Source organism: Streptomyces sp. NPDC004667 (assembly GCF_040609475.1).
In the GTDB taxonomy this organism is placed as follows: domain Bacteria; phylum Actinomycetota; class Actinomycetes; order Streptomycetales; family Streptomycetaceae; genus Streptomyces.
This window is the reverse complement of sequence record NZ_JBEXKC010000055.1, coordinates 1-26063: the sequence shown is the minus strand read 5'-3', so window position 1 is coordinate 26063 and position 26063 is coordinate 1. Positions and strand designations below refer to the sequence as shown.

The 26063-nt window shown below is 73.3% G+C and carries 31 protein-coding genes; 18 read left to right on the top strand and 13 right to left on the bottom strand.

The features are described from left to right. Positions 1 to 15: 15 nt before the first annotated feature. The 7 genes from ABZW32_RS26630 (at position 16) to ABZW32_RS26600 (ending at position 6021) form a co-directional block, all read left to right on the top strand. Positions 16 to 861, top strand: coding sequence for a HipA family kinase (locus ABZW32_RS26630; RefSeq protein ID WP_356220234.1), 846 nt, complete (start codon positions 16 to 18; stop codon positions 859 to 861). Beyond that, positions 858 to 1241: a DUF3037 domain-containing protein gene (locus ABZW32_RS26625; RefSeq protein ID WP_356220231.1), complete on the top strand. Its 384-nt coding sequence runs from the start codon at positions 858 to 860 to the stop codon at positions 1239 to 1241. Before ABZW32_RS26630 ends, ABZW32_RS26625 begins: the two co-directional genes overlap by 4 nt. A gap of 135 nt (positions 1242 to 1376) precedes the next feature. Beyond that, positions 1377 to 2138, top strand: coding sequence for a 3-oxoacyl-ACP reductase FabG (gene fabG, locus ABZW32_RS26620; RefSeq protein WP_356220229.1), 762 nt, complete (start codon positions 1377 to 1379; stop codon positions 2136 to 2138). 28 nt (positions 2139 to 2166) lie between these two features. Then, a complete protein-coding gene (locus tag ABZW32_RS26615) occupies positions 2167 to 2928 on the top strand; it encodes an SDR family oxidoreductase (protein WP_356220226.1) in 762 nt (253 codons plus the stop codon). A gap of 152 nt (positions 2929 to 3080) precedes the next feature. Beyond that, entirely contained in the window at positions 3081 to 4664 is a 1584-nt protein-coding gene (locus tag ABZW32_RS26610; protein ID WP_356220224.1) for an ABC transporter substrate-binding protein, read from the top strand. Positions 4665 to 4762: 98 nt separating this feature from the next. Next, positions 4763 to 5431, top strand: coding sequence for a uracil-DNA glycosylase (locus ABZW32_RS26605; protein ID WP_356220307.1), 669 nt, complete (start codon positions 4763 to 4765; stop codon positions 5429 to 5431). A 95-nt stretch (positions 5432 to 5526) separates the two neighbouring features. After that, positions 5527 to 6021 (top strand): hypothetical protein, encoded by a 495-nt coding sequence (locus ABZW32_RS26600; protein ID WP_356220304.1) that lies wholly within the window; start codon positions 5527 to 5529, stop codon positions 6019 to 6021. A gap of 150 nt (positions 6022 to 6171) precedes the next feature. On the opposite strand, the gene ABZW32_RS26595 is transcribed toward ABZW32_RS26600, so the two are convergent. Next, positions 6172 to 6720: a hypothetical protein gene (locus tag ABZW32_RS26595; RefSeq protein ID WP_356220221.1), complete on the bottom strand. Its 549-nt coding sequence runs from the start codon at positions 6718 to 6720 to the stop codon at positions 6172 to 6174. A gap of 97 nt (positions 6721 to 6817) precedes the next feature. Next, positions 6818 to 7339, bottom strand: a complete 522-nt coding sequence (locus ABZW32_RS26590) for a DinB family protein (RefSeq protein WP_356220219.1) — start codon at positions 7337 to 7339, stop codon at positions 6818 to 6820. Positions 7340 to 7423: 84 nt separating this feature from the next. Here ABZW32_RS26590 and ABZW32_RS26585 point away from each other — a divergent pair, with 84 nt between their 5' ends. Further along, complete coding sequence (locus ABZW32_RS26585; protein WP_356220217.1) at positions 7424 to 8335, top strand: Gfo/Idh/MocA family oxidoreductase; 912 nt, start codon at positions 7424 to 7426, stop codon at positions 8333 to 8335. Here ABZW32_RS26585 and lnt read toward each other — a convergent pair. The 5 genes from lnt to ABZW32_RS26560 all read right to left on the bottom strand — a co-directional run bounded on the left by lnt (position 8253) and on the right by ABZW32_RS26560 (position 12480). After that, a complete protein-coding gene (lnt, locus tag ABZW32_RS26580) occupies positions 8253 to 9869 on the bottom strand; it encodes an apolipoprotein N-acyltransferase (protein ID WP_356220215.1) in 1617 nt (538 codons plus the stop codon). The genes ABZW32_RS26585 and lnt overlap by 83 nt on opposite strands. 42 nt (positions 9870 to 9911) lie before the next feature. Next, on the bottom strand, positions 9912 to 10379 hold the full coding sequence (locus ABZW32_RS26575) for a nuclear transport factor 2 family protein (RefSeq protein ID WP_356220212.1): 468 nt from the start codon (positions 10377 to 10379) through the stop codon (positions 9912 to 9914). Positions 10380 to 10538: 159 nt separating this feature from the next. Beyond that, the gene (locus ABZW32_RS26570) at positions 10539 to 10715 is read right to left on the bottom strand and encodes a hypothetical protein (protein WP_356220210.1); all 177 of its coding nucleotides are present in this window, start codon (positions 10713 to 10715) and stop codon (positions 10539 to 10541) included. 109 nt (positions 10716 to 10824) lie between these two features. Next, positions 10825 to 11703 carry an undecaprenyl-diphosphate phosphatase gene (locus ABZW32_RS26565; RefSeq protein WP_356220208.1) on the bottom strand — a complete coding sequence of 293 codons (879 nt, stop codon included), beginning with the start codon at positions 11701 to 11703 and terminating at the stop codon, positions 10825 to 10827. A gap of 48 nt (positions 11704 to 11751) precedes the next feature. After that, positions 11752 to 12480 carry a TVP38/TMEM64 family protein gene (locus tag ABZW32_RS26560; protein WP_356220205.1) on the bottom strand — a complete coding sequence of 243 codons (729 nt, stop codon included), beginning with the start codon at positions 12478 to 12480 and terminating at the stop codon, positions 11752 to 11754. Positions 12481 to 12529: 49 nt separating this feature from the next. On the opposite strand from ABZW32_RS26560, the gene ABZW32_RS26555 reads away from it, so the two are divergent. From ABZW32_RS26555 to ABZW32_RS26535, 5 genes are all read left to right on the top strand, one after another. Continuing rightward, on the top strand, positions 12530 to 13246 hold the full coding sequence (locus ABZW32_RS26555) for a DNA alkylation repair protein (protein ID WP_356220203.1): 717 nt from the start codon (positions 12530 to 12532) through the stop codon (positions 13244 to 13246). A gap of 87 nt (positions 13247 to 13333) precedes the next feature. Continuing rightward, positions 13334 to 13477 (top strand): hypothetical protein, encoded by a 144-nt coding sequence (locus tag ABZW32_RS26550; protein ID WP_266837587.1) that lies wholly within the window; start codon positions 13334 to 13336, stop codon positions 13475 to 13477. A 91-nt stretch (positions 13478 to 13568) separates the two neighbouring features. Further along, positions 13569 to 14747, top strand: coding sequence for an elongation factor Tu (tuf, locus tag ABZW32_RS26545; protein ID WP_356220201.1), 1179 nt, complete (start codon positions 13569 to 13571; stop codon positions 14745 to 14747). A gap of 248 nt (positions 14748 to 14995) precedes the next feature. After that, positions 14996 to 15856 (top strand): patatin-like phospholipase family protein, encoded by an 861-nt coding sequence (locus ABZW32_RS26540; RefSeq protein ID WP_356220198.1) that lies wholly within the window; start codon positions 14996 to 14998, stop codon positions 15854 to 15856. 67 nt (positions 15857 to 15923) lie between these two features. Further along, complete coding sequence (locus ABZW32_RS26535) at positions 15924 to 16715, top strand: fused MFS/spermidine synthase (protein WP_356220302.1); 792 nt, start codon at positions 15924 to 15926, stop codon at positions 16713 to 16715. A gap of 50 nt (positions 16716 to 16765) precedes the next feature. Here the strand turns inward: ABZW32_RS26535 and ABZW32_RS26530 are convergent, their stop codons facing one another. Together ABZW32_RS26530 and ABZW32_RS26525 are read right to left on the bottom strand one after the other, a co-directional pair. Further along, on the bottom strand, positions 16766 to 18094 hold the full coding sequence (locus ABZW32_RS26530) for an MFS transporter (RefSeq protein WP_356220196.1): 1329 nt from the start codon (positions 18092 to 18094) through the stop codon (positions 16766 to 16768). 80 nt (positions 18095 to 18174) lie between these two features. Then, positions 18175 to 19215 (bottom strand): hypothetical protein, encoded by a 1041-nt coding sequence (locus tag ABZW32_RS26525; RefSeq protein ID WP_356220193.1) that lies wholly within the window; start codon positions 19213 to 19215, stop codon positions 18175 to 18177. A 97-nt stretch (positions 19216 to 19312) separates the two neighbouring features. On the opposite strand from ABZW32_RS26525, the gene ABZW32_RS26520 reads away from it, so the two are divergent. Both ABZW32_RS26520 and ABZW32_RS26515 read left to right on the top strand, forming a co-directional pair. Beyond that, complete coding sequence (locus tag ABZW32_RS26520; RefSeq protein ID WP_078950544.1) at positions 19313 to 19765, top strand: DUF4442 domain-containing protein; 453 nt, start codon at positions 19313 to 19315, stop codon at positions 19763 to 19765. Between the two features lie 234 nt (positions 19766 to 19999). Further along, positions 20000 to 20665 carry a DedA family protein gene (locus ABZW32_RS26515; protein ID WP_356220299.1) on the top strand — a complete coding sequence of 222 codons (666 nt, stop codon included), beginning with the start codon at positions 20000 to 20002 and terminating at the stop codon, positions 20663 to 20665. A gap of 59 nt (positions 20666 to 20724) precedes the next feature. On the opposite strand, the gene ABZW32_RS26510 is transcribed toward ABZW32_RS26515, so the two are convergent. Further along, entirely contained in the window at positions 20725 to 21279 is a 555-nt protein-coding gene (locus tag ABZW32_RS26510; RefSeq protein ID WP_356220191.1) for a gamma carbonic anhydrase family protein, read from the bottom strand. A 132-nt stretch (positions 21280 to 21411) separates the two neighbouring features. Here ABZW32_RS26510 and ABZW32_RS26505 point away from each other — a divergent pair, with 132 nt between their 5' ends. Next, positions 21412 to 22158 carry an acyltransferase gene (locus ABZW32_RS26505; protein ID WP_356220188.1) on the top strand — a complete coding sequence of 249 codons (747 nt, stop codon included), beginning with the start codon at positions 21412 to 21414 and terminating at the stop codon, positions 22156 to 22158. A gap of 21 nt (positions 22159 to 22179) precedes the next feature. Here ABZW32_RS26505 and ABZW32_RS26500 read toward each other — a convergent pair whose 3' ends face one another. Further along, positions 22180 to 23046, bottom strand: a complete 867-nt coding sequence (locus ABZW32_RS26500) for a DMT family transporter (protein ID WP_356220185.1) — start codon at positions 23044 to 23046, stop codon at positions 22180 to 22182. Positions 23047 to 23153: 107 nt separating this feature from the next. On the opposite strand from ABZW32_RS26500, the gene ABZW32_RS26495 reads away from it, so the two are divergent. Continuing rightward, complete coding sequence (locus tag ABZW32_RS26495) at positions 23154 to 23744, top strand: XRE family transcriptional regulator (RefSeq protein ID WP_356220296.1); 591 nt, start codon at positions 23154 to 23156, stop codon at positions 23742 to 23744. A gap of 94 nt (positions 23745 to 23838) precedes the next feature. Here ABZW32_RS26495 and ABZW32_RS26490 read toward each other — a convergent pair whose 3' ends face one another. After that, positions 23839 to 24243, bottom strand: coding sequence for a CoA-binding protein (locus ABZW32_RS26490; RefSeq protein ID WP_356220182.1), 405 nt, complete (start codon positions 24241 to 24243; stop codon positions 23839 to 23841). Positions 24244 to 24330: 87 nt separating this feature from the next. Between ABZW32_RS26490 and ABZW32_RS26485 the strand changes: the two genes are divergently transcribed. Continuing rightward, a complete protein-coding gene (locus ABZW32_RS26485; protein WP_356220180.1) occupies positions 24331 to 24960 on the top strand; it encodes a YigZ family protein in 630 nt (209 codons plus the stop codon). Between the two features lie 30 nt (positions 24961 to 24990). Here the strand turns inward: ABZW32_RS26485 and ABZW32_RS26480 are convergent, their stop codons facing one another. Beyond that, a complete protein-coding gene (locus ABZW32_RS26480; protein WP_356220177.1) occupies positions 24991 to 25941 on the bottom strand; it encodes a vanadium-dependent haloperoxidase in 951 nt (316 codons plus the stop codon). Positions 25942 to 26063 lie beyond the last annotated feature (122 nt).

Here is a 26063-nt window from a genome sequence, read left to right as displayed (position 1 = left end):
GGTTAGCCTGGGCGGATGCTCACAGAAGTGATCGCGACCCGCTACGTCACGCCCCTGCGTGAGGGCGGCTCGCTCCCGGGGATCGTCGAGGCCGACGATCTCGGGACCTACGTCATGAAGTTCACCGGAGCCGGCCAGGGCCGCAAGACCCTGGTCGCCGAAGTCGTGTGCGGGCGCCTCGCCCAGCGGCTGGGACTGCGGGTCCCGCGGCTGGTGGGGATGCAGCTCGACCCCGTCATCGGGCTCGGCGAGCCCGACCAGGAGGTCCAGGAGCTGCTCAAGGCCAGCGGCGGGCTCAACCTCGGGATGGACTACCTGCCGGGCTCGATCGGCTTCGACCCGCTCGCGTACCAGGCCGACCCGGCCGAGGCGGGCCGCGTGGTCTGGTTCGACGCCCTGATCAACAACGTCGACCGCTCCTGGCGCAACCCCAACATGCTGGTCTGGCACGGCGACCTGTGGCTCATCGACCACGGCGCCACCATGATCTGGCACCACAACTGGCCCACCGCCCCGTCCGCCGCGGCCAAGCCCTACAACGCCTCCGACCACGTCCTGGCCCCCGTGGGACCGGACATCGCCGCGGCCGCCGCCGAGCTGGCACCGCTGGTGACCGAGGACCTGCTCACCGAGGTCACCGCCGACGTCCCCGACGAATGGCTGGTCGACGAGCCCGGTTTCGACTCCACCGACGCCGTGCGCCGCGCCTACGTGGAGGCGCTGCTGCCGCGCGCGGCCACGATCCACGAGAGGATCACCATGGAGGCCGAGGTCAGGCCGCGGTCCGGTCCGCCGGGCTGGCTCGCCGAGCGCCTGCCTCCCCAGTCCGACAAGAACGAGCGGAAGAGCGGCGACGAGTGACCGAGCGGGACGTGTTCGAGTACGCGCTGGTGCGCGTGGTGCCCCGGATGGAGCGCGGCGAGTGCTTCAACGCCGGGGTCGTCGTCTACTGCCGGGCGCACGCGTACGTCGCCGCGCGCACCCACCTCGACGAGGCGAAGCTCCTCGCGCTGGACCCGGGGGCCGACGTGGCCGGCGTCCGGGCCGCGCTGCGCGGGGTCGAGGGGCTGTGCGCGGGCGGCGAGCGGGCCGGGCAGGCGGCGGGTGACGATCCGGGACGGCGCTTCCGGTGGCTGATCGCCCCCCGCAGCACGGTGGTCCAGCCCGGTCCGGTCCACACCGGTCTGACGGCCGACCCGCGGGCCGAGCTGGAACGCCTCCTCGACCTGCTGGTCCGCTGACACGGGGATCGGCGGGACGCGCGCGCCGGGGTGCCGTTGACACGAGGTGTCACGGCTCCTAGCGTCTCCTCGACTGAAGCTACTAAGCGGTTGCTCACCTTCGGGCGGCCGCTCTCAAGGGCGAGGAGATCCAGCATGTCCACCACCGAGCAGCGCGTCGCGATCGTCACCGGGGCGGCCCGGGGCATCGGCGCCGCCACCGCCGTGCGCCTGGCCGCCGAGGGCCGTGCGGTCGCCGTACTCGACCTGGACGAGGCGGCCTGCAAGGACACCGTGGAGGCGATCACCTCCGCCGGCGGCCGGGCCCTGGCGGTCGGCTGCGACGTCGCCGACAGCGCCCAGGTGGAGGCGGCCGTCGAGCGGGTCGCGAGCGCGCTCGGCGCCCCGACCATCCTGGTCAACAACGCGGGCGTGCTCCGCGACAACCTGCTGTTCAAGATGAGCGACACCGACTGGGACACCGTCATGAACGTGCACCTGCGGGGCGCGTTCCTGATGACGAGGGCCTGTCAGAAGTACATGGTGGAGGCCAAGTTCGGCCGGGTCGTGAACCTCTCCAGCAGCTCCGCGCTGGGCAACCGGGGCCAGGCCAACTACGCCGCCGCCAAGGCCGGTCTGCAGGGCTTCACCAAGACCCTGGCCATCGAGCTCGGCAAGTTCGGCGTCACGGCCAACGCGGTCGCCCCCGGTTTCATCGTGACCGAGATGACCGCCCAGACGGCCGCCCGCGTGGGCATGGGCTTCGAGGAGTTCCAGGCGGCCGCCGCCACGCAGATCCCGGTGCAGCGCGTCGGCCGCCCGGACGACATCGCCAACGCCATCGCCTTCTTCACGGGCGAGGCCGCCGGCTTCGTCTCCGGCCAGGTCATGTACGTGGCCGGCGGCCCGCTCAACTGACCCGTCCACGAGAGGCAGGGCGTACGGCATGACGTACAACGGCATCGACAGCGGCAGGGTCGCGCTGATCACCGGCGCGAGCCGGGGCATCGGCTACGGGATCGCCGAGGCGCTGGTCGCCCGGGGCGACCGGGTCTGCATCACCGGGCGCAACGAGGACTCCCTCAAGGAAGCCGTCGAGAAGCTCGGCGCGGACCGGGTGATCGGCGTGGCCGGGAAGGCCCACGACGAGGCCCACCAGGCCGTCGCCGTGGACCGCGCGATGGAGGCCTTCGGCCGCGTCGACTTCCTGGTGAACAACGCGGGGACCAATCCGGTCTTCGGGCCGATGGCGGACCTCGACCTCGGGGTCGCGCGCAAGGTGTTCGAGACCAATGTGATCTCGGCCCTCGGTTTCGCCCAGCGGACCTGGCACGCCTGGCAGAAGGAGAACGGCGGGGCGATCGTGAACATCGCCTCCATCGCCGGCGTCTCCGCCTCGCCCTTCATCGGGGCGTACGGGATGAGCAAGGCCGCCATGATCAACCTCACCCTGCAGCTGGCGCACGAGATGGCGCCGCGGGTGCGGGTGAACGCGATCGCCCCGGCGGTGGTCAAGACGAGGTTCGCGCAGGCGCTCTACGAGGGCCGTGAGCAGGAGGCCGCCGCGGCGTACCCGCTCGGCCGGCTGGGGGTCCCGGAGGACATCGGGGGCGCGGCGGCATTCCTCACATCTGCACAAGCGGAATGGGTAACTGGACAAACCCTCGTGGTCGACGGAGGCATGTTCCTCAATGCCGGAGTCCACTGACCGATAAACGGACGCATTTGCCTCCCTCGGGGAGGCAAATGCGTATCGAATAGGCACGTAATCGGTCAAGTGCCTCACGAAACCTGCCCATTGGATTTGTGACGTACTGCGGTAGGGTCTGCCGCACCCCTGGCTGATCGAGGAGCGTGCACGTGTTCAACCGGACCAGATGCCTGCAGGTCTCTGCGGCCCTTGCGTCCATATCCCTGCTCTCCGGATGCGGTCTGTTCTCCGACGACAGCGGAGACAAGGCCAAGAGGATCGTGGTCGGTACGACGAGCGCCCCGAGCACCCTCGATCCGGCGGCGGCGTGGGACGGCTCCTGGGAGCTCTACCGGAACGTCTACCAGACCCTCCTGGCGTTCCCCACGGGCAGCACGAAGCCCCAGCCGGACGCCGCCCAGGGCTGCGATTTCACCGACACGGCGAACACCGCCTACCGGTGCACGCTGCGCAAGGGGCTGAAGTTCTCCGACGGCGAGCCGCTCGACGCCAAGGCCGTCAAGTACTCCCTGGACCGGATCAGGAAGATCGACTCGAAGGTCGGCCCCAAGGGCCTCTTCAACTCCCTCGACAAGATCGAGACCCCGGACGCGCTGACCGTGGTCTTCCACCTGAACACGCCGGACGCCACCTTCCCCTTCGTCCTCGGCTCGCCGGCCGCCTCGCTGGTCGCGCCCAAGGATTACCCGGCGGACAAGGTGCGCGAGGACGGCAAGGTCACCGGATCCGGCCCCTACGTCCTCACCTCGTACAAGGCGGGCTCCGAGGCGGTCCTGGGGAACAACGAGACCTACCAGGGCTTCGCCAACCGCCACAACGACGGCGTGACGATCCGCTACTTCAAGAAGTCCGACGCGATGGTCGCGGCCCTGAAGGCCAAGGAGATCGACGCGACCTACCGAGGCCTCTCGGCCCCCGAGATCAAGGACCTGCAGAGCCCGGCCTCGCACAACGCGGGCGTCCAGGTCGTCGAGAACGTCGGCGCGGAGATCCGCTACCTGGTCTTCAACCCCAAGGACCCGCAGGTCGCCAAGCTCCCCGTGCGCCAGGCGATCGCCCAGATCGTCGACCGCGGCGCGCTGGTCACCAAGGTCTACCAGGGCACCGCCGAACCGCTGTACTCGATGGTCCCCAAGGGGGTCGTCGGCCACAAGACGCCCTTCTACGACCTCTACGGCCAGCCCAGCGTCGAGAAGGCCAAGAAGATCCTCAAGGACGGCGGGGTCCCCACTCCGGTCGACCTGACCCTCTGGTACACCTCGGACCGCTACGGCGGCTCCACCGCCGACGAGTTCACCGAACTCAAGCGCCAGCTGGACGAGAGCGGCCTCTTCAAGATCACGCTGCGGAACAAGCCCTGGGTGGAATTCCAGGTCGGCTACAAGAACGGCGAGTACCCGGTCTTCGGCCGCGGCTGGTTCCCCGACTTCCCGGACCCGGACAACTTCATCGCGCCGTTCGTCGGCAAGGAGAACGCCGTCGGCACCCCGTACGAGCCCCCCGCCATCGTCAACGAACTGCTGCCCAATTCCCGTCGCGAGGGCGACCGGTCGGCCGGCGTCAAGGAGTTCGAGCAGGCACAGCAGATCTTCGCCCAGGACGTCCGCCTGCTGCCCCTGTGGCAGGGCAAGCTCTACGTCGGCGCGCGCGAGGACATCGCCGGCGCCGAGCGGGCCCTGGACCCGCAGACCGCCATGCAGATGTGGGAGCTGTACCGCAAGACCAGCTGGTGACGTCCGGGGGCGGTGCCGGGTCGCGGCGTTGTCAGTGGTCCCCGGTAGGTTCTGAGCAGTTGCACGAACTTGTACCGGAGGTTGTCGACGTGACCCAGATGCTGCCCGAGTCCTGGCTCCCCGTTCTCGGCGGGGAGCTGGACCAGCCCTACTTCAGGGAACTCACCGAGTTCGTCGAGAAGGAACGGGCGAACGGGCCGGTCTACCCGCCCCGCGAGCAGGTCTTCGCGGCCCTGGACGCCACGCCGTTCGACAAGGTGAAGGTCCTGGTCCTCGGCCAGGACCCGTACCACGGCGCGGGCCAGGGCCACGGCCTGTGCTTCTCCGTGCAGCCCGGGGTCAAGACCCCGCCCTCGCTGCGCAACATCTACAAGGAGATGAAGGAGGAGCTCGGCCTGCCGGTCCCGGACAACGGGTACCTGATGCCGTGGGCCCAGCAGGGCGTCCTGCTCCTCAACGCGGTCCTCACCGTCCGCGAGGCCGAGCCGAACTCGCACAAGGGCAAGGGCTGGGAGAAGTTCACCGACGCCGTGATCCGCGCGGTCTCCGACCGTCCGGACCCGGTCGTCTTCGTCCTCTGGGGCGCCTACGCCCAGAAGAAGATCCCGCTGATCGACGGGGAGCGGCACGTCATCGTCAAGGGCGCCCACCCCTCGCCGCTGTCGGCGAAGAAGTTCTTCGGCTCCCACCCCTTCACCCAGATCAACGAGGCCGTCGCCGCCCAGGGCCATGAGCCGATCGACTGGCGGATCCCGGACCTGGGCTGACGCCACACCGCGCCTCGGCGGCGCAGGCGCCGCCTCCGGCTAGCTTCGTGACGACCGGACCGGAGCGGGTCCGGCGGAGCGAGCCGGAGGCCGCGTTGAGGGAGCAGCAGGAGGCGTCGGAGGACGCCGTCATGACCAGGATCGGCCAGGCGGTCATCCTGCTGCACGCCGGTGACCGCGAGGAGGCCCGCAACCGTCTCGGCGAGATCTGGTCCGAGATCGGCGAGGAGGGGGACGGTCTCCACCGCTGCACCCTCGCGCACTACCTGGCCGACGCCCAGGACGACCCCGGCGACGAACTGGCCTGGGACCTGAGGGCGCTGACCGCCGCCGAGGGGCTCGCGGACCGGCCGCGCGAGGCGGTCCGCGCCTTCTACCCGGCACTGCACCTCAGCCTCGCCGCCGACTACGTCAAACTCCGCCGCCCCGAGGCGGCCCGGGTGCACCTGGCGCGGGCCCGCGCGGCCACCGCGGAGCTCTCCGACGACGGGTACGGCGACGGCGTACGGGCGGCCATCGCCCGGCTGGAGCGGCGGCTCGCGACGGAGCCGGGGCAGGGGCGCCGGCCGTTTCCCGGGCAGTCCCCGTAGGGGCGGGGCGGGGCGGCCCGGGGTCCGCGGGGCCGGGGTCCGCAGGGCCGGGCCGGGGCCCTCGGAGCTCCGTAGGGCCCGCACGGGCCGTCCCGGCCGCACGGGGCCGTCGCGGCTTCACGGGGCAGACCCGGCCGCACGGGCCGTTCCTCAGTCGTCGTGGACGCCCGCGCAGATGCGGGCCTCCGGGCTGTCCGGGCGCCACTGGCCGTGCCGCCTGCCCAGCGCGCAGACGTCGGCCGGCCGGACCGGCAGCTCCCGCACCAGCTCGCGCGGCACCCGCGCGTCCTTCCGCAGGGGGTCCGGACGGCCCTCACGGCGCCTCTCGGCGGGCCGGGCGGGCTTCCGGGGCTCCGGGATGTCCGGAACCGGGGGAACGGCCTCCGCGGCCTCCGCGGCCCCCGGTGACGCCGCCGGGGCCGTGCGCGCCGTGCCCCGGCCCGCGGCCGTCGGGCCCGACGGCCGCTCCGCTCCGCCCGGCACCGCCCCCAGTGCCTCCAGCGCGGGGGCCTGGACGACCACCGGGAGCGCCCCCGGCCCCCCGCGCGGCTCGTACCGGGGCGCCGACCCGGCGGAGGGGGCCGTCGCCGGCCGCCCCGGACCGGGGCCCACGCTCACGCAACCGGAGACGGTGGAGACGGCGGAGGCCGCACAGACGGCTCCGAGGAGCAGTTTCGTCGAGGTTCGGGTTGGATGCACCCGCGCAACTCTGCTGTGCGAGGACCCCGTTGTGAAAACCCTGGACCGATATTCACCCCGCACGGGTGACGCGGAGGGGATGTCCGGCGGACAGCGCCTACTCGCCGGTGGCGCCGTCGATGTGCTCGCGCAGCAGGTCCGCGTGCCCGTTGTGGCGCGCGTACTCCTCGATCATGTGGGTGTAGATCCAGCGCAGGCTGAACACCTCGCCGCGGTGGTGGACGGCGGCGTCCGACACCGCGTCGAGGGAACGGCCCGCGGCGGCCTGCCGCGCCAGCTCCACCTCGGTCTGCCACACGCGCTCGGCGGAGGCCCAGGTGTCGGCGCCGGTGAAGTGGAAGTCGCCGTCGCGGTCCTCCCGGGTGCTGTAGAGCTCGGGCAGGTCCTCGCCCAGCGAGATCTCGCGGAACCAGTACCGCTCCACCTCCGCCATGTGCCGTACGAGGCCCATCAGGCTGAGCCCGGAGGGCTTCAGCGGGGTCAGGCGCACCTGCTCCTCCGTCAGCCCGGAACACTTCCAGGCGAGGGTCGAACGGTGGTAGTCGAGCCACCCGTCCAGCATGTCCCGCTCGCCGGCGGTGGTGGAGGGTTCGAAGCGGTGTGATCCATCGGATGTCATGGGCGCCATCCTGACCGAACACGCCCCCTCCCACCAGGGATTAAGCTGCCGGTATCCCATTGGGCCCACAGGAGGAGGCACCCGGTGAAGGTCGGCGTCATCGGACTCGGCGACATCGCCAGCAAGGCGTACCTGCCCGTCCTCACCACCCGCCCCGGAGTCGAACTGCACCTGCAGACGCGCACTCCCGCCACGCTGGAGCGGCTCGGCGCGATCCACCACGTCCCGCGCGAACGCCGCCACACCACCCTCGACGCACTGCTCGCCGAGGACCTCGACGCCGCCTTCGTCCACGCGCCGACCGCCGTCCACCCCGAGATCGTCGAGGCGCTGCTGCGGGCCGGAGTGCCGACGTACGTGGACAAGCCGCTGGCCTACGCCTTCGAGGACTCGCGGCGCCTGGTGGAACTGGCCGAGGAACGCGGGGTCGGCCTCTTCGTCGGCTTCAACCGCCGCTACGCGCCCGGCTACGCCCAGTGCGCCGACCACCCGCGCGAGCTGATCATCCTGCAGAAGAACCGGGTCGGGCTCCCCGAGGACCCGCGCACCCTGGTGCTCGACGACTTCATCCACGTCGTCGACACCCTGCGCTTCCTGCTTCCCGGCGAGGCGGACCACATCGACGTGCGGGCCGTGGTGCGCGAGGGGCTGATGCACCAGGTGGTGCTCCAGATGTCCGGCGAGGGCTTCACCGCCATCGGCGTCATGAACCGGCTCTCCGGATCCACCGAAGAGGTCCTGGAGGTCTCCGGACAGGACTCCAAGCGCCAGGTCGTCAACCTCGCGGAGATCATCGACCACAAGGGCCAGCCCACCCTGCGGCGGCGCGGGGACTGGGTGTCCGTGGCCCGCCAGCGCGGCATCGAGCAGGCCGTGGACACCTTCCTGGAGGCCGTGGAGGCGGGCAAGGAGCTCAGCGCCCGGGACGCGCTGCTGACCCACGAACTGTGCGAGCGGGTGGTGCTGACGGCTCTGGAGCAGGCCTCCCGCGCCTGACCGCCCGGACGCCCCGGAGCACGACGTACGCCGCCAGCGCGGCGACCGCCGCGCCGCCGGGCCAGTTCCCGAAGCGCACGAAGAGGGTGGTGCCCCGGGCGAGCGGCAGCTCGTACACGGCCGCCGTGCTCGCCGACGTGGACAGGTCCGGGCCGATCCGCGCGCCCGAGGGGCCGTACACGGCGCTGACGCCGGTGAGGGTGGCGTGCACGAAGGGGCGGCCGGTCTCGGCCGCGCGCAGCGCCCCCAGGGAGGCGTGCTGGGCCGGGGCCCAGCTGTGCTGGAAGGTGGAGGTGGAGGACTGCGCCACCAGGACCGCCGCACCCATCCGGGTCAGCTCCCGGCTCATGTCGGGGAAGGCCGACTCGAAGCACACCAGCGGGCCGATCCGGGTGCCGTCCGGCAGCCCCATGACCACCGGGGCGGCGCCGCGCATCCGGTCCTCGCCGGCCGCCTTGCCCACCGAGGTGGCCCACCCCAGCACCGAGCGGGCCGGCACGTACTCGCCGAAGGGCACCAGCCGCATCTTGTCGTACCGGTCACCCGTCGGCCCCCGCGGGCCGACCAGGACGGAGCTCTTGTAGATGCCGGGCCGGTCCGAGCGCCGGGCGTCCACGTTGACCAGCAGCGGGGCCCCGACCCGCGCCGAGAGGGCGGCCAGCCGCCGGGACAGGTCCGGCCGGGCCGCCAGGTCCGCGCCGACGCTGCTCTCGCCCCACACCACCAGGTCCACCCGCCGCCCCACCAGCGTCCCGGTCAGCCGCTCCTGCGCGTCGAACCGCCGCTGGGCCGCGTCGGCCGTCGCCGCCGCGGCGGCGGTGCCCCCGGCGCCGGAGGCCCCCTGCGGGCCGTCCGCCATCAGGCCGGGCTGGACCACGGCCACCCGCAGCACGCCGCCCGACGCCTCGGGGCGCGGCAGCCACAGCCCCACCACCCCCGTGAGCACCGCACACCCCGCCACGGCGGCCACCGCGGGAACCCGCGCACGCGGCACGGCGACCAGCAGCACCACGGCGCAGTTCACCGCCACCACGAGCAGGCTCACCAGCCACACCCCGCCCACCGAAGCCAGCCGCAGCGCCGGCGGCACCTGCCACTGACTGGCGCCGAGCAGCCCCCACGGCCCGCCCAGCCCCTGCCAGGACCGGGCCAGCTCAGACAGCAGCCACCCCGCCGGTACGAGGACCAGCGCGGCCGCGGCACGCCACCCGTGCGGCGTCCCGCCGAGCAGCTCCCGCACCAGGAGCGCCCAGGGGATCCAGAGCAGCCCCAGCAGCAGCGCCACCGGCAGCAGGAACACGTGCAGGCTCGGCAGCAGCCAGTGGTGCACCGCCACGATGAACCCGGCGCCCCCGAGCCAGCCCTCCAGGGCGGCCCGGCGCCCGGTGGGGGCGGAGCGCAGCAACAGCATCCAGGGCACGAGGGCGACGTAGGCGAACCACCAGAGCGCCGGGGCGGGGAAGGCGAGGCACGGCAGAGCCCCGGCCGCCACCGCCGCGGCCGTACGCCACCACCGGGTCCGCTTCGTGACCAATGCGCGCCTCCGCTTCCAGTGTGGGACCTGCGGCCCCGCCCTTCATTCCGAGAGGCGGCGCCACTTCTCGTGCACGGTGACCCCGCTCAGGCGCCAGCCGTCGGAGGTGCGGGCCAGCTCGAACGCGTAGCGGCCCGCGGCGACGAAGTTCGGGGCGGTGACCGTGCCGTCGAAGTCCTCGCCCGCCAGCCGCATCGGGTTGAGGAAGTCGGCCCGGACACGCGCCGTGTCCCCGGGGGAACCGCCCTGGTCCTCCAGCCGGACCAGCCGGTTGACGATCAGGTGCTGGCGCACCGGGAACAGCGTCATGGTCCGCCGCAGCCAGTCCGCGACCTCCCCGGCGGGACCCTCGATGCCGCCCGCCGATCGGTAGTCGGCCCGACCGTCCGGCGTGAACAGGGCGCGGTAGCCGGGCCAGTCCCCGTCGTCGACGGCCGCCGCGTACCCCGAGACCACCTCGTCGATGGCCAGCCGGTCCATTACCGTCGCCAGGTCCACACGCTGCGTCATCGGGACAGTGTGGGGCTGCGGGGCCGCCAGGCCAAGGGGCGTGCGGCCGCCGGATGCCGGACCCACCACTGCCGAGGCGCGTTCCCGACGGCGCTGCGCGACGGCACACCGGTACCCGGTGCCGCCGGGCGGGGGCCGGGCGGCACAGGGCGACCTCCCTCAGCGCCCGGAACGCGCCTCCCGCTGCCGGACCACGACCAGGAACGCGTCGCTGGCCAGGTCCATCACCACCTCCGCCGGCACGCCCTCGCGCATCCGCTGCGCGGCGTACTCCTCGGCGGGCCAGCTCCCCCTCGGACTTCCGGCCGGAAATCGTTCCAGTACCACACGGCTCATGGGACACCCCCTGCTGCTGTTCCTCGCTCCAGGGACAACGACGCGGAGGCCGCCCGGGAACGTTCCCGGACGGCCTCCGATTCACACCGATCGGTGAGCGGCGGTGCCGCTAGGACCCCGACTCGCCGGCGTGGGGGCTGAGCACACCGGCGCCTATCAGGGCGAAGAGCACGATGCCGAGCAGGATCCGGTAGATCACGAAGGGCATGAAGCTCTTGGTGGAAATGAATTTCATGAACCACGCGATGACGGCGTATCCGACGAAGAACGCGATGACCGTGGCGAAGATCGTCGGACCCCAGGTGATGTGGCCGGGGGTCTCGATCACGTCCTTGATCTCGAAGGCGCCCGAGGCCAGTACGGCAGGGATCGCGAGGAGGAAGGAGTAGCGGGCCGCGGCCTCGCGGGTGAAGCCCAGCAGCAGACCGCCGGAGATGGTCGCGCCGGAGCGGGAGACGCCCGGGATCAGGGCCATCGCCTGGCAGGCGCCGAAGATCAGGCCGTCCTTGACGCCCAGTTCCTTCAGCGTCTTGCGCTGGTGGACGACCCGGTGGCGGCCGCCCTGCTCGTCGCGCGAGGCCAGCCAGTCGGCGAAGCCGAGGATCAGACCCATCACGATCAGCGTGGTGGCGGTCAGCCGCAGGTCACGGGCGGGGCCCTCGATCTGGTCCTTGAACAGCAGGCCCAGCACACCGATCGGGAGCGATCCGACGATCACCAGCCAGCCCATCTTGGCGTCCTGCTCGGAGCGCAGCGCCTTGGTGAACAGCGAGCGGAACCAGGTGGAGATGATCCGCGCGATGTCCTTGCGGAAGTAGATGAGGACGGCGGCCTCGGTGCCGATCTGGGTGATGGCCGTGAAGGCCGCACCGGGGTCGTGCCAGCCGGCGAACGCCGCGGTCAGCCGCAGATGGGCGCTGGAGGAGATCGGGAGGAACTCCGTAAGCCCCTGGACGAGACCGAGGATTAGGGATTCGAACCAGCTCATGTCGGGGTGCGCTCGTCCTTGTGATCGTCGGGCAGTTCGGGTCCGATGCTAGGGCCCGTGCGGAGCGGCCGTGACCACAGGGGGGTGAACAGCCCGCGGCCGGTGCGCGGGAGCCTCCGCGCCGGGAGGCGCGAGGCGGTGCCGCTTGCGCCAGGCGACCCCTGCGGCGACCACCGCGGACAGTGCGATGAACCCGGACGAGACGAGGAACGCGGGCGACCCGGGGGTGGCGGCGCTGGCCCCCGCGATCACGTACGCCGCGGTGTTGGGGACCGTGCCGAGCGCCGTGGCGAGGAGGAAGGGCAGCCAGCCGCAGCGGGACACCGCCGCCAGGTAGTTGGCCGCCGCGAACGGCACTCCGGGGAAGATCCGCACCGCGAGCACGGAACGGAACCCGTGCCGGTTCAGCTGGCCGTCGGCCGCCAGCAGCCAGCGTCCGCGCAGATACGGGCGCAACGCCTCCTGCCCCAGGACCCGCCCGAGCCCGAAGGCGACCGCGGCGCCGAGGACGGTCCCGCCGACGGCCGCCACCAGCCCGAACGCCGAACCGAAGACCGCCCCCGCCGCGAGGTTCAGCAGCGGGCGGGGCACGAACGCGGCCGTGCACAGTCCGTACGCACCCGCGAACAGCAGCACCCCCGCGCCGAGCGGCAGCTCCGGCGGCCAGCCCCGGGACAGCAGCCGCTGGGGCTCGTAGAGGACCACGCACGCCCCGGCCGAGACCAGCAGCACGACGAGCAGCGACAGCCGGGCCCACGGCGCGAGGAGGAGGGACATTCCGGGAGACTAACCGAGGCCCGTGACGCCGCGCCGTAATGTGGGCCTCATGCGGCCGAACACGCGGCGACCCACGGGGATCCCGCACAGTGCCCTCGCGGACGTCCTCCTGGAGCGGCTCACCACCGCGTACGCAGCCGCCGCGGATCCCGAGCGGGCCGGGCCGATGGCCGCGTACATGAAGGACGTCTCCCCCTTCCTCGGAATCCGGACCCCGGAGCGCCGCGCGCTGTCCCGCAGCGTGACGAAGGACACTCCGCCGCCCACGGAGACGGACTGCGCGGCACTCGCACTGCGTTGCTGGGGGCTCGCGGAGCGTGAGTACCGGTACTTCGCGGTGGACTACCTGCGCCGCCACGTCTCCCGCTGCTCCTCGGATTTCCTGCCCGTGGTGCGGCACCTGCTCGTCACCGGGTCCTGGTGGGACACCGTCGACCTGCTCGCCGCCCACACGGTCGGCCCGCTGGTGGCGGCGGACCCGCGGCTGACCGCCGTCATGGACGCCTGGATCGAGGACGACGACATCTGGCTCGTGCGCACCGCCCTCCTGCACCAGCTCGCGTACAAGTCCGCCACCGACGCCGAGCGGCTGTTCGCGTACTGCCGACGCCGGGCCGGCCACCCGGAGTTCTTCGTCCGCAAGGCCATCGGCTGGGCCCTGCGCGAGTACGCCAAGACCGACCCGGAGGCCGTCCGGGCCTTCGTCGCGGACCAAAGTGCCCTGCTCGCACCACTGTCGGTGCGCGAGGCCCTGAAGAACCTGTAGGACCGGCGGGCGCCTCCGGTCCGAACGGGCGCCCGGAACAAGGAAATTCATTCGACGCTCCCGGTCCGGTCCGGCAGGATCGGGGACATGTCCCGGTACGCCTTCCCCGCAGCGCCGTCCGCAGTCGCGGACGCGCCGAAGGCTGCCCCGGACTCCTTCCCCGCAGCGGGCTTCCTCGCCGAAGCCTTCGCGGCGGCACCCTTCGCCGCATTCGACGGCGCACGAAGCTGACCCTTCCCGGATCGTCCGGCGGACCCCGCAGGGGGAGGGTCGGCTCGCTCCAGGGGTCCCGTCCACGCTTCGATAACACGGGAAAGAAACCATGGCCAAGACGGCCTTCACCCGCACCAAGCCGCACCTCAACATCGGCACCATGGGTCACGTCGACCACGGCAAGACCACCCTCACCGCCGCCATCACCAAGGTCCTCGCCGAGCGCGGCGGCGCCTCCTACGTCCCGTTCGAGCGCATCGACCGGGCCCCGGAGGAGGCCCGGCGCGGCATCACCATCAACCTCACGCACGTCGAGTACGAGACCGACACCCGCCACTACGCCCACGTCGACATGCCCGGCCACGCCGACTACATCAAGAACATGGTCACGGGCGCGGCCCAGCTGGACGGGGCGATCCTCGTCGTCTCCGCCCTCGACGGGGTCATGCCCCAGACGGCCGAGCACGTCCTGCTCGCCCGCCAGGTCGGGGTCGACCACATCGTGGTCGCCCTCAACAAGGCCGACGCCGGGGACCCCGAGCTCACCGACCTGGTCGAGCTGGAGGTCCGCGAGCTGCTCACCGCGCACGGCTACGGCGGCGACGCGGCGCCGGTCGTACGGGTCTCCGGGCTCGGCGCGCTGGAGGGCGACCCGCGGTGGACCGGTGCGGTGGAGGCGCTGCTGGACGCGGTGGACACGTACGTGCCCATGCCCGTGCGGTACACCGACGCGCCGTTCCTGCTGTCCGTGGAGAACGTCCTCACCATCACCGGCCGCGGCACCGTCGTCACCGGGGCCGTCGAGCGCGGCACCGTCCGCCTCGGCGACCGGGTCAGCGTGCTCGGCGGTGACGGCGAGCCGGTCGAGACGGTGGTGACCGGGCTGGAGACCTTCGGGAAGCCGATGGAGTCCGCCGAGGCGGGGGACAACGTCGCCCTGCTGCTGCGCGGCGTGCACCGCGACGGCGTGCGCCGCGGCCACGTGGTCGCCGCGCCCGGCAGCGTGACGCCCGCCCGGCGGTTCACCGCGCAGGTCTACGTGCTCTCCGCCCGCGAGGGCGGACGCAGCACGGCGATCGCCTCCGGGTACCGGCCGCAGTTCTACATCCGCACCGCCGACGTCGTCGGCGACGTGGACCTGGGCACGGCCGGGGTGGTCCGGCCCGGGGAGACGGTCACCATGACCGTCGAACTGGGGCGGGACGTCCCGCTGGAGTCCGGCCTCGGCTTCGCCATCCGCGAGGGCGGCCGCACGGTGGGCGCGGGCACGGTGACCCGGGTCGGCTGACGCGGGTTGCGGGTTGCGGGTTGCGGGTCGCCGGTCGTCTGACGTCTGATGTCTGACGTCTGACGCCGGTCGGCCGGCGAGGGCCGGCTCACCCGGGCCGGCCGGTCGGAGCCGGCCGACCCGGTGTGGTGACGGCGGTGGCCCTGCGCCAGACTGCCGTCACCACACGGCGTGCGACCGCGTGCGCGCACCGGCGCGCGGGCGGAAGCGGAAGCGGCGCGCGCGGACGAGAGAGGGGCGGGGCGGCGATGGGCGGCGACACGGCACTGGTGCTCGGCGGCGGAGGACTCACCGGCATCGGATGGGAGACCGGGATCCTCTACGGGCTCTCCCGCGCCGGAGTGGACCTCTCCCGCGCCGACCTCGTCGTCGGCACCTCGGCCGGCTCGGTGGTCGGCGCGCAGCTCGCCTCCGGGCTGCTCACCCCGCAGGAGCTGTACGAGCGCCAGCTCGGCGACACCACCGGCGAGGTCGCCGCCCGGATCGGCGCGGGCGTCATCGCCCGGTACGCCGTGGCCATGGCCCGCTCCCGCGACGCGGTCGGCTACCGCAAGCGGATCGGCGCGATGGCCCTCGCCGCCGACACCACCGACGAGGCGGAGCGGCGCGCGGTGCTGGCGGCCCGCCTGGTCTCCCACGAGTGGCCCGAGCGGCGCCGCCTGGTCGTCACCGCCGTCGACGCGCTGAGCGGGGAGCTCGCCGCCTTCGAGCGGGACGGGGACGCGGGGCTGGTGGAAGCGGTCTCGGCGAGCTGCGCCGTACCCGGGGTGTGGCCGCCGGTGACGATCGGCGGGCGCCGGTTCGTAGACGGCGGGGTCCGCTCCGCCACCAACGCCGACCTCGCCGCCGGATACCGCCGCGTCGTGGTCATCGCCCCGATCGCCTTGGGCTCCGGGAAGGTTCCCGCCCCCTCCGCGCAGGCCGCGCGGCTGCGGGCCGAGGGGGCCCGGGTGCTGCTGATCACCCCGTCGCCCGAGGCCCGCAAGGCCTTCGGGCGCAACGTGCTCGACCCCGCCCGCCGGGACCCGGCCGCGCGGGCCGGGCTGGCCCAGGCCGCCGCCCACGTGGAGGCGGCCCGGGAGGTCTGGGAGGGTCCGGCGGGGGCCTGACAATGGTGGGGTGAGCGACGAACAGATCCCGGTGATCCGGGAAGTGGGCCAGGGCACCGCCAAGCTGATGCCGGACGTGGACCGGGAGCGGGCCTGGCTGCTCACCGTGGACGGGGCCCCGCAGTCGTACGTCGACCTCGACGAGCCCGGACACCTGGAGTTCGAGTACGTACGCCGCCTCGCGCACGTGCTCGACTGCGCTGCCGGGCCGGGGGCCGCCCTGGACCTGCTGCACCTGGGCGGCGGCGCCCTGACCCTGCCGCGGTACGCCGCCGGGTCCCGGCCCGGGTCCCGGCAGACGGTGGTGGAGTTCGACGCCGGCCTGGTGGACCTGGTCGCCGAACACCTGCCGCTGGCCGCCGGGGCGGACGTGACCGTGCACGCGGCCGACGCCCGGGGCTGGCTGACCTCCGCCCCGGCCCGGAGCGCGGACGTGATCGTCGCCGACGTGTTCGGGGGCTCCCGGGTGCCGGCCCAGCTCACCTCGGTGGAGTACGCGCGGGAGGCGGCCCGGGTGCTGCGGCCCGGGGGGCTGTACGCGGCGAACCTGGCGGACGGGGCGCCGTTCGGCTTCCTGCGGTCCCAGCTGGCGAACTTCGGGGCCGTCTTCGCGGAGCTGGCGCTGATCGCGGAGCCGGGCGTGCTGCGGGGCCGGCGCTTCGGCAACGCGGTGCTGCTGGCCTCGGACGCCGCCCTTCCGGTGGCCGCCCTCGCCCGGCGGTGCGCCGGGGACGCCTTCCCGGCCCGGGTGGAGCACGGGGAGGCGCTGGCCCGCTTCGTGCGCGGGGCCAGGCCGGTGGCGGACGCCGACGCGGTGGCCTCGCCGGAGCCGCCGGAGGGGGCGTTCAGCCTCGGCTGAGCCCGGCCCGGCGGAGCACCTCGTGCCCCGGCCCCGGCCCGGCTCCGCCGTCAGGAGACTCCGGCGGTGCTGCCGCGCGCCGCGTCCGGGGCGGCGTCCGGGGCCGTGGGGACGGGGGCGGCGGAGCGTACGGGCGGGTGCTTGCGGGTCAGCCGGCGGACGTCGGGCACGAACAGCACCGCCGCCGTGCCGACGACCACCAGTGCCGCACAGCCCCACAGGGCGGTGGTGCGGCCGAAGGCGGTCTCGGCGGGGCCGGCCAGGGCGGTGGCCAGGGGGAGCATGGAGACCGAGCCGAACCAGTCGTAGGCCGAGACCCGGGAGAACTTCTCCGCCGGTATCTCCTGGTGCATGGCGGTCATCCAGTTCACGCCGAACACCTCGATGGCGGCGCCGCTGACGAACATCACCGCGCACAGCCCCCACACGGGCAGCGGTACGGCCAGCCCCGCCGAGGGCAGCGCCAGCGGGAACACGCACAGCGTGCCGACCAGGAGCAGGCGGCGCGGCTTCCACATCATCATCAGCAGGGCCCCGGCGATGGTGCCCGCGCCGAAGCAGGCCAGGGCCATGCCCCAGGGGGCCGGCCCGCCGAGGTGGTCGCGGGCCACGAGGGGTCCGTAGACCGCCTCGGCGGCACCGACGACGGCGACGACCACGGAGAACTGGAGCACGATGCTCCACAGCCAGGGGCGGGTGCGCACCTCGACCCAGCCCTCGCGCAGGTCGGCCAGCAGGCCGCCGCCCGGGGCCCGCCCGGCGACGTGATCCACCCGGAGGAAGGCGCGCAGGAGGCCGGCGAGCGCGAAGGCCGCCGCGTCCACGGCCAGTACCCAGCCCGGCCCGATCGCCGCGATCATGGCGCCGCCGAGGGCCGCGCCGCCGATGCCGGCGCCGTTCATCGCCATCCGGAAGAGGGCGAAGGCGCGGTTGGCGTGCTCGCCCGACACGCTGGAGAGGAGCATCCCCTCGGCGGCCGGGTTGAAGAAGGCCGTTCCGGTGCCGCACAGCGCGGTGAGCAGCATCATCTGCCACAGCTGGGGGTCCCCGGCGAGCACGAGGACGGCGAAGACGGCCTGCGAGAGGCAGTTCAGCGCGTTGGCCGCGACCATCACCCGGTGCCGGGGCAGCCGGTCGGCGAGCGCGCCGCCGACGAGGAGGAACAGGACGAGGGGGAGCGTACGGGCGGCGGCGACGAGGCCGACGTCCCCGCCGGACCCGCCGGCTTCGAGGACCGCGAAGGCGGCTGCGATGAGCGCTCCGTGGCTGCCGAGGTTGGTGATGACGGCGGCGCCGGTCAGCAGCGTGTAGTTGCGGCCGGCCCACTCGGGCCGGCGGCGCGGCAGGCCGTGGGGGGTGGTGGTGGGGGAAGGGCTCACCCACGGACTATCCCCTGCCCCGGGCCGGGACTCCAAACCGATTGCGGCTGGATCGCCGGCCCGGCGCCGGGCCGCGGGGATCAGTTCGCGGTGAGTCGGATGGAGCTGAGGATCTTGTCGTAGACGTCGGCCTGGACCTCGTCCTTCACGCCGGCCGGGCCGACGAGCACGAAGCTGGCGAAGTCACCGACGGCGTTCTTGAAGCCGAAGCCGATCGCCTTGCCGTCGGTGGAGCACTTGTGCTCCTTCTTCACGTTCGGCGCGGTGGCGATCACCATGTGGCCCTTGAGCCCGGAGGAGGTCGTGTACTCCTTGGGGTCGGTCACCTTGACCGTTCCCTTGGGTTCCTTCTGGGCGTAGCCCGCCCATACCCAGGAGCCGGTGTTGTCGGTCGCGACCTGGGCCGTGTCCTTGGCGCCCTGGGCGCCCTTGATGCCGGTGTCGGCGAGCGAGAACTTCTCCAGGCTGCCGTTCTTGTCCGTGTCGACCGTGCACCACTCGCGCTTGAAGGAGGAGGTGCCGGTCATGGTGATGACCGGCGAACCGTCCTTCTTGACCTGGTCGTCGAAGAAGAGGATCGAGCCGGACTCGGGGACGTCCCAGTCGGGGGGCACGTCGTAGGCGGCCCCGTACTTCGTGTTGACGACCACCTTCCAGCCCGGGATCACCGGCTGGGGCGCGCCCCCGGCGCGCGGGTTGCCGGACGGGGCGCTGGGGGAGGGCACCACCGGGGCGGAGGCGGGGGCGGCCGGCTTGTCGTCGGCCCGGTCGTCCTTCTTGTCCTCACGGGTCAGGACGAAGGCCGCGGTGCCGGCCGCGGCCACCACGACCGCCGAGGCCGCGACGATGGCCACGGTCCGGGTGGAGAGCTTGCCTCCGCCGGAGGGCGGGGACGGCGGCGGGGGAGCCTGCTGGCCCCACGGCTGGGTCGGTGGCGGCGTCTGGTATCCGGCCTGCGGGTACCCGTAGCCGGGCTGCTGCTGTCCGAATCCGGGCTGCTGCTGCGGCTGTTGCGGCTGCTGGTACGGGTTCGGCTGTCCCGGCTGCTGCTGGTACGGGTTCTGTTGCGCGTCCTGAGGGTTGTGTTCTCCCCCGGGCGGCTGCTGCTGTCCTGGCCACATGGCCGGTAACGATAGTGGGAGAGGGTGAGGGGGGCCACGGCCGCCCCCGGGGCAGGGTCTGGCCAAGCCTGTCTACTCGTGGGTAACATCGCGTGTCATGAGCGCAGACCAGATGAACGTGGGCGAACTGCTCGCCCAGACCGTGCCGATGGCGGGCACCCTCAACCTCGAATTCATCGAGACCACCCCCGAGCGCGCGGTCGTGCGGCTGCCCGACCAGCCCGCCTTCCACAACCACGTCGGCGGCCCGCACGCCGGTGCCATGTTCACCCTCGCCGAGTCCGCGAGCGGCGCCATCGTCCTGGCCGCCTTCGGCGACCAGCTCTCGCGCGCCGTGCCGCTGGCCGTCCGCGCGGAGATCGGCTACAAGAAGCTCGCCAAGGGCGTCGTGACCGCCACCGCCACCCTCGGCCGCCCGGCCGCCGACGTCGTGGCCGAACTGGACGCGGGCGGCCGCCCGGAGTTCCCCGTCACCATCGCCATCCAGCGCGAGGACGAGGCCGTCACCGGCGAGATGACCGTCGTCTGGACCCTGCGCCCCAACGCGTGACGGTCCGGCCCGTGACGGCCTGACCTGTGACGGCGTGACCTGGGATGGCCTGACCCGCGACGGCCTGATCCGCGCCGGCCTGACGGGCCGGTCGGTTCCGGCCGTCGCCGGGTGTTCGCCGGTCGTTCCTCCCGTGAACCTCCCTCGCGGCCCGGGGCTGTCGCGGGGAGCGGATAGGCTGCCCGTTCGGCGTGTCACGGGGGCGCGCCGCCGAGGACTCGGGAGGGCGTGCCGGTGCACATCCAGGAATGGCTGGAGACGATTCCGGCGATCAGTGTCTACCTCCTGGTGGGCCTGGTCATCGGACTGGAGAGCCTCGGCATCCCACTGCCCGGGGAGATCATCCTGGTCAGCGCGGCCCTGCTGGCCTCGCAGCAGGGGCACATCGACCCCGTGGTCCTCGGTGCCTGCGCGGTCGCGGGGGCGATCATCGGCGACTCCATCGGCTACGCGATCGGGCGCCGGGGAGGCAAGCCGCTGCTGGAACGGCTCGGACGGCGCTTCCCCAAGCACTTCGGGCCCGCCCACGTGGCCCTCGCGGAGCGCTCCTTCGACAAGTGGGGCATGTGGGCCGTCTTCTTCGGCCGGTTCGTCGCCCTGCTGCGGATCTTCGCCGGGCCCCTCGCGGGCGTCCTGCGCATGCCGTACTGGCGGTTCCTGATCGCGAACGTCCTCGGCGGCATCCTGTGGGCGGGCGGTACGACCGCCGTCATCTACACCGTCGGCATCGTCGCCGAGCCGTGGATCAAGCGGTTCTCCTGGCTGGCGCTGGTGGTGGCCCTGCTGATCGGCCTCGCCGTGACCCTGGTGGTCCGCTTCCGCATGAAGAAGGCCGCCGCCGAGGTCCACGAGGCGGAGCCGGCGGCGGCGACGGCCGCCGCCGCGGCGACCTCCGACTGAGGCCCGTCCGGGCCCCGCGGGGCCCGGACGCGGTCCGGTCCGGGCCCGGGCGTACGGGCTCAGGCGTCCGGGGTCACCGAGGCGCGGTGCTGCTTCGCCAGCTCCGTGTACATCGCGGCGTTGACCTTGATCCCCTCGCGCTCCTCCTCGGTGAGCTCCCGCCGCACCTTGGCCGGCACCCCGGCGACGAGCGAGCCGGGCGGGACGACCATCCCCTGCGGGACCAGCGCCTGCGCCGCGACCAGTGAACCGGCGCCGATGACGGCCCCGTTCAGGACCGTCGCGCCCATCCCGATGAGGCAGTCGTCCTCCACGGTGCAGCCGTGCACGACGGCGTTGTGCCCGATGGAGACGCGCTCGCCGATGGACACCGGGAAGCCGGGGTCCACGTGGAGCGTGCAGTTGTCCTGCACGTTGCTGTCCGCGCCGAGCGTGATCGGGCCGCAGTCGGCGCGCAGCACCGCCGAGTACCAGACGCTCGCGCCGGCGGCCAGGGTGACGTCGCCGACCACGACGGAGGTCGGAGCGGTGAAGGCCGTCGGGTCCACGGACGGGTGCCGGTCGCCGACGCCCGCGATGAGTCCTGCCCGGCCCTGGTTCGGCTGTTGCGTCATGGTCATTTCCCTCTGTTTCCGTATGCCGCGCTACCGGCACCGTAGGGCACGCGCCGCCGCGGTCCCGCGATGGGGTGAAGATCACAGGAGTGTGGTCCGGCGGCCCGGCACGCGGCGCACTACCGTGGCCGGGTGCCGAAGAACCAGAACACGTTCTCATCGCTGACGGCCCTGCGCCGACGGGTCGCCGGCCGCGTGGTGCACGCGGGCTGGCGCTGGATGCAGCAGGCGGGCGCGGTCACCGCGCAGCACCCCGGACGGCTGCGTTTCGGCGGGATCGGCGACGGCACCCGACTGGCCTTCCCGCAGGGCACCGTCTTCGGCGAGCGCTGGATCCGGCTCGGCGAACACTGCATCATCGCCGAACAGGTGACCCTGACCGCCGGGATGATGCCCGACCTCGACCTCGGGCCCGAACCGATGCTCGTTCTGGGCAACGGCGTGGTCCTCGGACGCGGCAGCCACGTCATCGCCGACACCCGCATCAGCATCGGCGACGACACCTTCTGCGGGCCGGGGGTGTACATCACCTCCACCAACCACAGCTACGACGACCCGAACGAGCCCGTCGGCAAGCAGTGGCCGCGCAGCGCGCCGGTCGAGATCGGGCCGGGCTGCTGGCTGGGCACCGGCGCGGTGATCCTCCCCGGGGCCCGGCTGGGCCGCAACGTGGTGGTGGCCGCGGGTTCCGTCGTACGGGGCGAGGTGCCCGACCACGCGGTGGTGGCGGGGGCGCCCGCCCGGATCGTGCGCCGGTGGGAGCCCGACACGGGCTGGCAGCCGCCGCTGCGCACCCCGGCGCCGGTGCCGATCCCGGACGGGATGACGTCGGAGCAGTTGCGCGGGCTGGCGCGGCTGGCGGAGGCCGAGCAGTCCTGAGCTGCTCCCGCCCGCCGGGGCTCAGCCCGCGGCGAGCAGGACCGTGCCCGCGAGGGCCAGTCCGGCGCCGGCCGCCTGCACGCCGCGCAACCGTTCCTTGAGCACGGCGAAGGCGGCGAACGCGGTGACCACCGGGTAGAGCGAGGACAGTACGGCGGCCACGGTGACCGGGCCGTTCTGGGCGGCGATGGAGTAGGTGCCGTTGGCCGCGACGTCCGCCAGGCCGACGAAGGCCAGGGCGGGCAGCAGGCTCCACAGCACGCGCGGCCCGGTACCGGCGGGCAGGGCCGGGGTGCCGCGCCCGACCCGCACCCACAGGACGGCGCCGCCGACGGCCACGTTGGTGACCCGCTGGACGAAGAGGGCCAGGAACAGGCCGGTCAGGGTGGTGGAGGCGTGTGCGATCAGGGCCATGACGGCGCCGAAGCCGAAGGCGGCGAGCAGGGTGAGCACGACGGCCTGCCGCTGTACGGGGGCGCCGCGCAGTTCGGGGCCGCCCGCGAGGACGATGCCGGCCACGGCCACGGCGATGCCCGCGAACTGCCCCGGTCCGGGCCGCTCGCCGAGGGCCAGGCCCACCCCGACCGGTACGACCACGCCGACGGAGCCGAGCGGCGAGACCACGCCCATCGGGCCGAGGGCCAGCGCCTTGTAGAAGCTGAGCATGGCGGCCGGTCCGACGAGACCGGCGGCCACCGCGAACCACAGCTGCGGTCCGGCCTCCCGCCAGGCGCCGGTGCCGATCACGATCGCCCCCAGCACGGCGACGGCGGCGATCTGCGAGACCACGACCACCGTCAGCGCCGGGAGCCGGCGGGTCAGAAGCCCGCCGCCGAAGTCGGCGAGGCCCCACAGCACGGCTGTGGCCAGGGCGAACAGGGCGGTCATGGCAGGACCTCGCAGTACAGTGCGGTGAACGGTGGAGTGCAGCATCGAATACACCGCAGGTTAGTTCAGTCTATTGAACTGTGTCATCCAAAATATTGGACGGAATGGTGTCGGACCTCGAACAGCTCACCCAGGCGCTCGCCCGGAACCTCAAGCGGTGGCGCGGTGAGCGCGGTTTCACCCTGGACGCCCTCGCCGCCCGTGCGGGGGTGAGCCGCGGCATGATCATCCAGATCGAGCAGGCCCGTACGAACCCCAGCGTGGGTACCACGGTCAAACTGGCCGACGCCCTCGGCGTCAGCATCACCACCCTCCTGGACCACGAGCGCAGCCCTCAGGTGCACGTGGTGCGGCCGGGGGAGGGAGTGCGGATGTGGTCCAGCGGCATGGGCAGCGAGGCGCGCATGCTGCTCGGCGACGACCGTCGCGGGCCCGTGGAGATGTGGATCTACCGGCTGGAGGCCGGAGACGGCACGGCCTCCGACCCCCACCCGGCGGGCACCTTCGAGATGCTGCACGTGACGGCCGGGGAACTCACCCTGGAGATCGCCGACGACCGTTACGTGGTCCCGGCGGGCGGGGCCGTCTCCTTCGAGGCGAACGTGCCGCACGCCTACCGCAACGAGGGCCCCGGGCCGATGGAGATGACCATGGCCGTGTCGATCCCGCCGGTCCAGGGGGTGGCGGGCGCCCACTGACGGCGCGCGGCGACCGCCCACGGGCCGGCCGACTGTCGCCGGGCCCGACGGGTGCCTACGGGCCCGACGGGTGCCGCCGGGCCCGACGGGTCGGCTAGAGCGCCGGGATCTCGATCGCGGGACAGCGGTCCATGACCATCTCCAGGCCCGCCGCGCGGGTGCGGGCGTAGGCCTCCTCGTCGACCACGTCCAGCTGGAACCAGACGGCCCCGGCACCCACCGCCACCGCCTCGTCGGCGACCGCGCCGGCCAGCGCGCTGTTCACGAAGACGTCCACCACGTCCACCTCGAACGGGATCGCCGCCAGCGACGGGTACCCCGGCTCCCCGTGCACCGTCTCCGCCTTCGGGTGCACGGGAACCACCCGCTTCCCGAACCGCTGCAGCACGCGCGCCACCCCGTAGGCCGCCCGGTCCTGGTTGTTGGACAGGCCCACCACGGCCCAGGTGTCACCGAGTTCGGTGAGGATCTTGCGAATGGTCGCCGGGTCGCCGTACACGCGCGCCGCCTCCTGTTGCTCCGGACCGCTCTGCTCTCCCCGCCTCAACGAAGGGGACGCCTGTCCGATTCCCCGTAGGGTGGAGCGGTGAAGGCAGACCAGTACGTGACGGTGGCCCGAGAGGGAACGCACGAGTCCGAGATCAACCGCTCGCGGTTCCTGTGCTCGCTCGCGCCCGCGGCGACGGAGCGGGAGGCGCAGGAGTTCGTCGCGCGCGTCCGCAAGGAGCACCCCACCGCCACGCACAACTGCTACGCCTACGTGATCGGCGCCGACGCCTCCGTGCAGAAGGCCAGCGACGACGGGGAACCCGGCGGGACCGCCGGGGTGCCCATGCTGCAGATGCTGACCCGGCGCGACATCCGGTACGCGGTGGCCGTGGTCACCCGCTACTACGGCGGCGTGAAGCTCGGCGCCGGCGGCCTCATCCGGGCCTACGGAGGGGTCGTGGGGGAGGCCCTGGACGCCCTCGGGACCGTCACCCGGCACCGCTACCGGCTGGCCACCGTCACCGTCGACCACCAGCGGGCCGGGAAGACCCAGAACGACCTGCGCTCCACCGGGCGGGCGGTGCTGGACGTGCGCTACGGGGAGGCCGTCTCGATCGAGATCGGCCTCCCCGAGGCGGAGGTCGAGGCCTTCCGGGCCTGGCTCGCCGACGTCACCGCCGGAACCGCGGGCTTCGAGCTCGGCGGAGAGGCCTACGCGGAGGGCTGACCGGATCGGCCGGCCCGGGCCGGGGCGCCGTCAGAGCGCGCCGTACAGCCGGTCGGCGTGCCGCAGCGCGTACTGCCCGACGGCCTCGCCGAGCCGGACGCCCGCCTCGTCGGCGCTGCGGCTGTGGATCCCCGAGTACACCCGGGCGTCCACGTTGTCCCGGGTCAGCTGCCGCCACCCGGTGTAGGTGCGCCGCACGCCCGGTGCCGTCGGGCTGGTCAGCCCGAACGGGGCCGTCACCGGCCCGGCGAGCGCGTCCAGCACCGCCTGCGCGGCGCCCGCGTACGTGGCGTGGCCGCTCGGGTAGTCGGGGTGGGCCGGGGTCTGGTGCAGCGGGGTCCACGCCGGGTCGGTGCCGATGTCCCCGGTCCGGATCGCGGTGACCGGCCGCCACCGCACGTACGTGTACTTGCTGTCGGAGGTGGCGATCTGGGTGTCGACGGACGCGGCGTGGAACAGCGCGAGCAGCTCCGCCCGCTCGGCGGCCGAGCCGTGCGCGCGGGCCACGGCCACCCGCAGCGGTTCGGTGTAGAGGACCTGGGAGGACGCGTACCAGAAGTTCGCCGTCTCGGTCTGGCGGGGCGTGCGCACGGCGCTGTCGGCGGCCCCGTACGCACGCACCTCGGCGAGGTCGGTCCGGTAGCGGCGGGAGTCCAGCGCGGGCGGCGGCCCCAGCCGGAACTGGTCGGCGCGCTCCAGCAGGAAGGGCTTCGCCAGGCGGTTGCCGTACTGCGCGGCGGGCGCGTACCCGTCGGGCGTGGGCTGCCAGACCCCCGGCGCGGCGGGCGGCACCGGGAACGGCGCGTTCACCGAGGCCGGGTCGAGGCCGTCCCCCGCACGGGCCGCCAGCACGGCCGCGGCCTGCCGGGCGCCCGCCGCCACGCCCCCCGCCTCGGCGGAGCCGTCCGGGATCCGGCCCAGGGTGGCGGCCAGCGCCGCGTCGAGGTCGGCCCGGCGGGACGGGGCGAGGCCGACGAGCACGTCGTGCACCGCGGAGGCGACGGCGGCGTCCTGGAAGCGGCCCCGCGCCGGGCCATCTTCGGGCTGCTGTGGATCCTGGGCCTGCTGCTGATCACCCTGCTGGTCTCGCGGCGCGCGCCGCT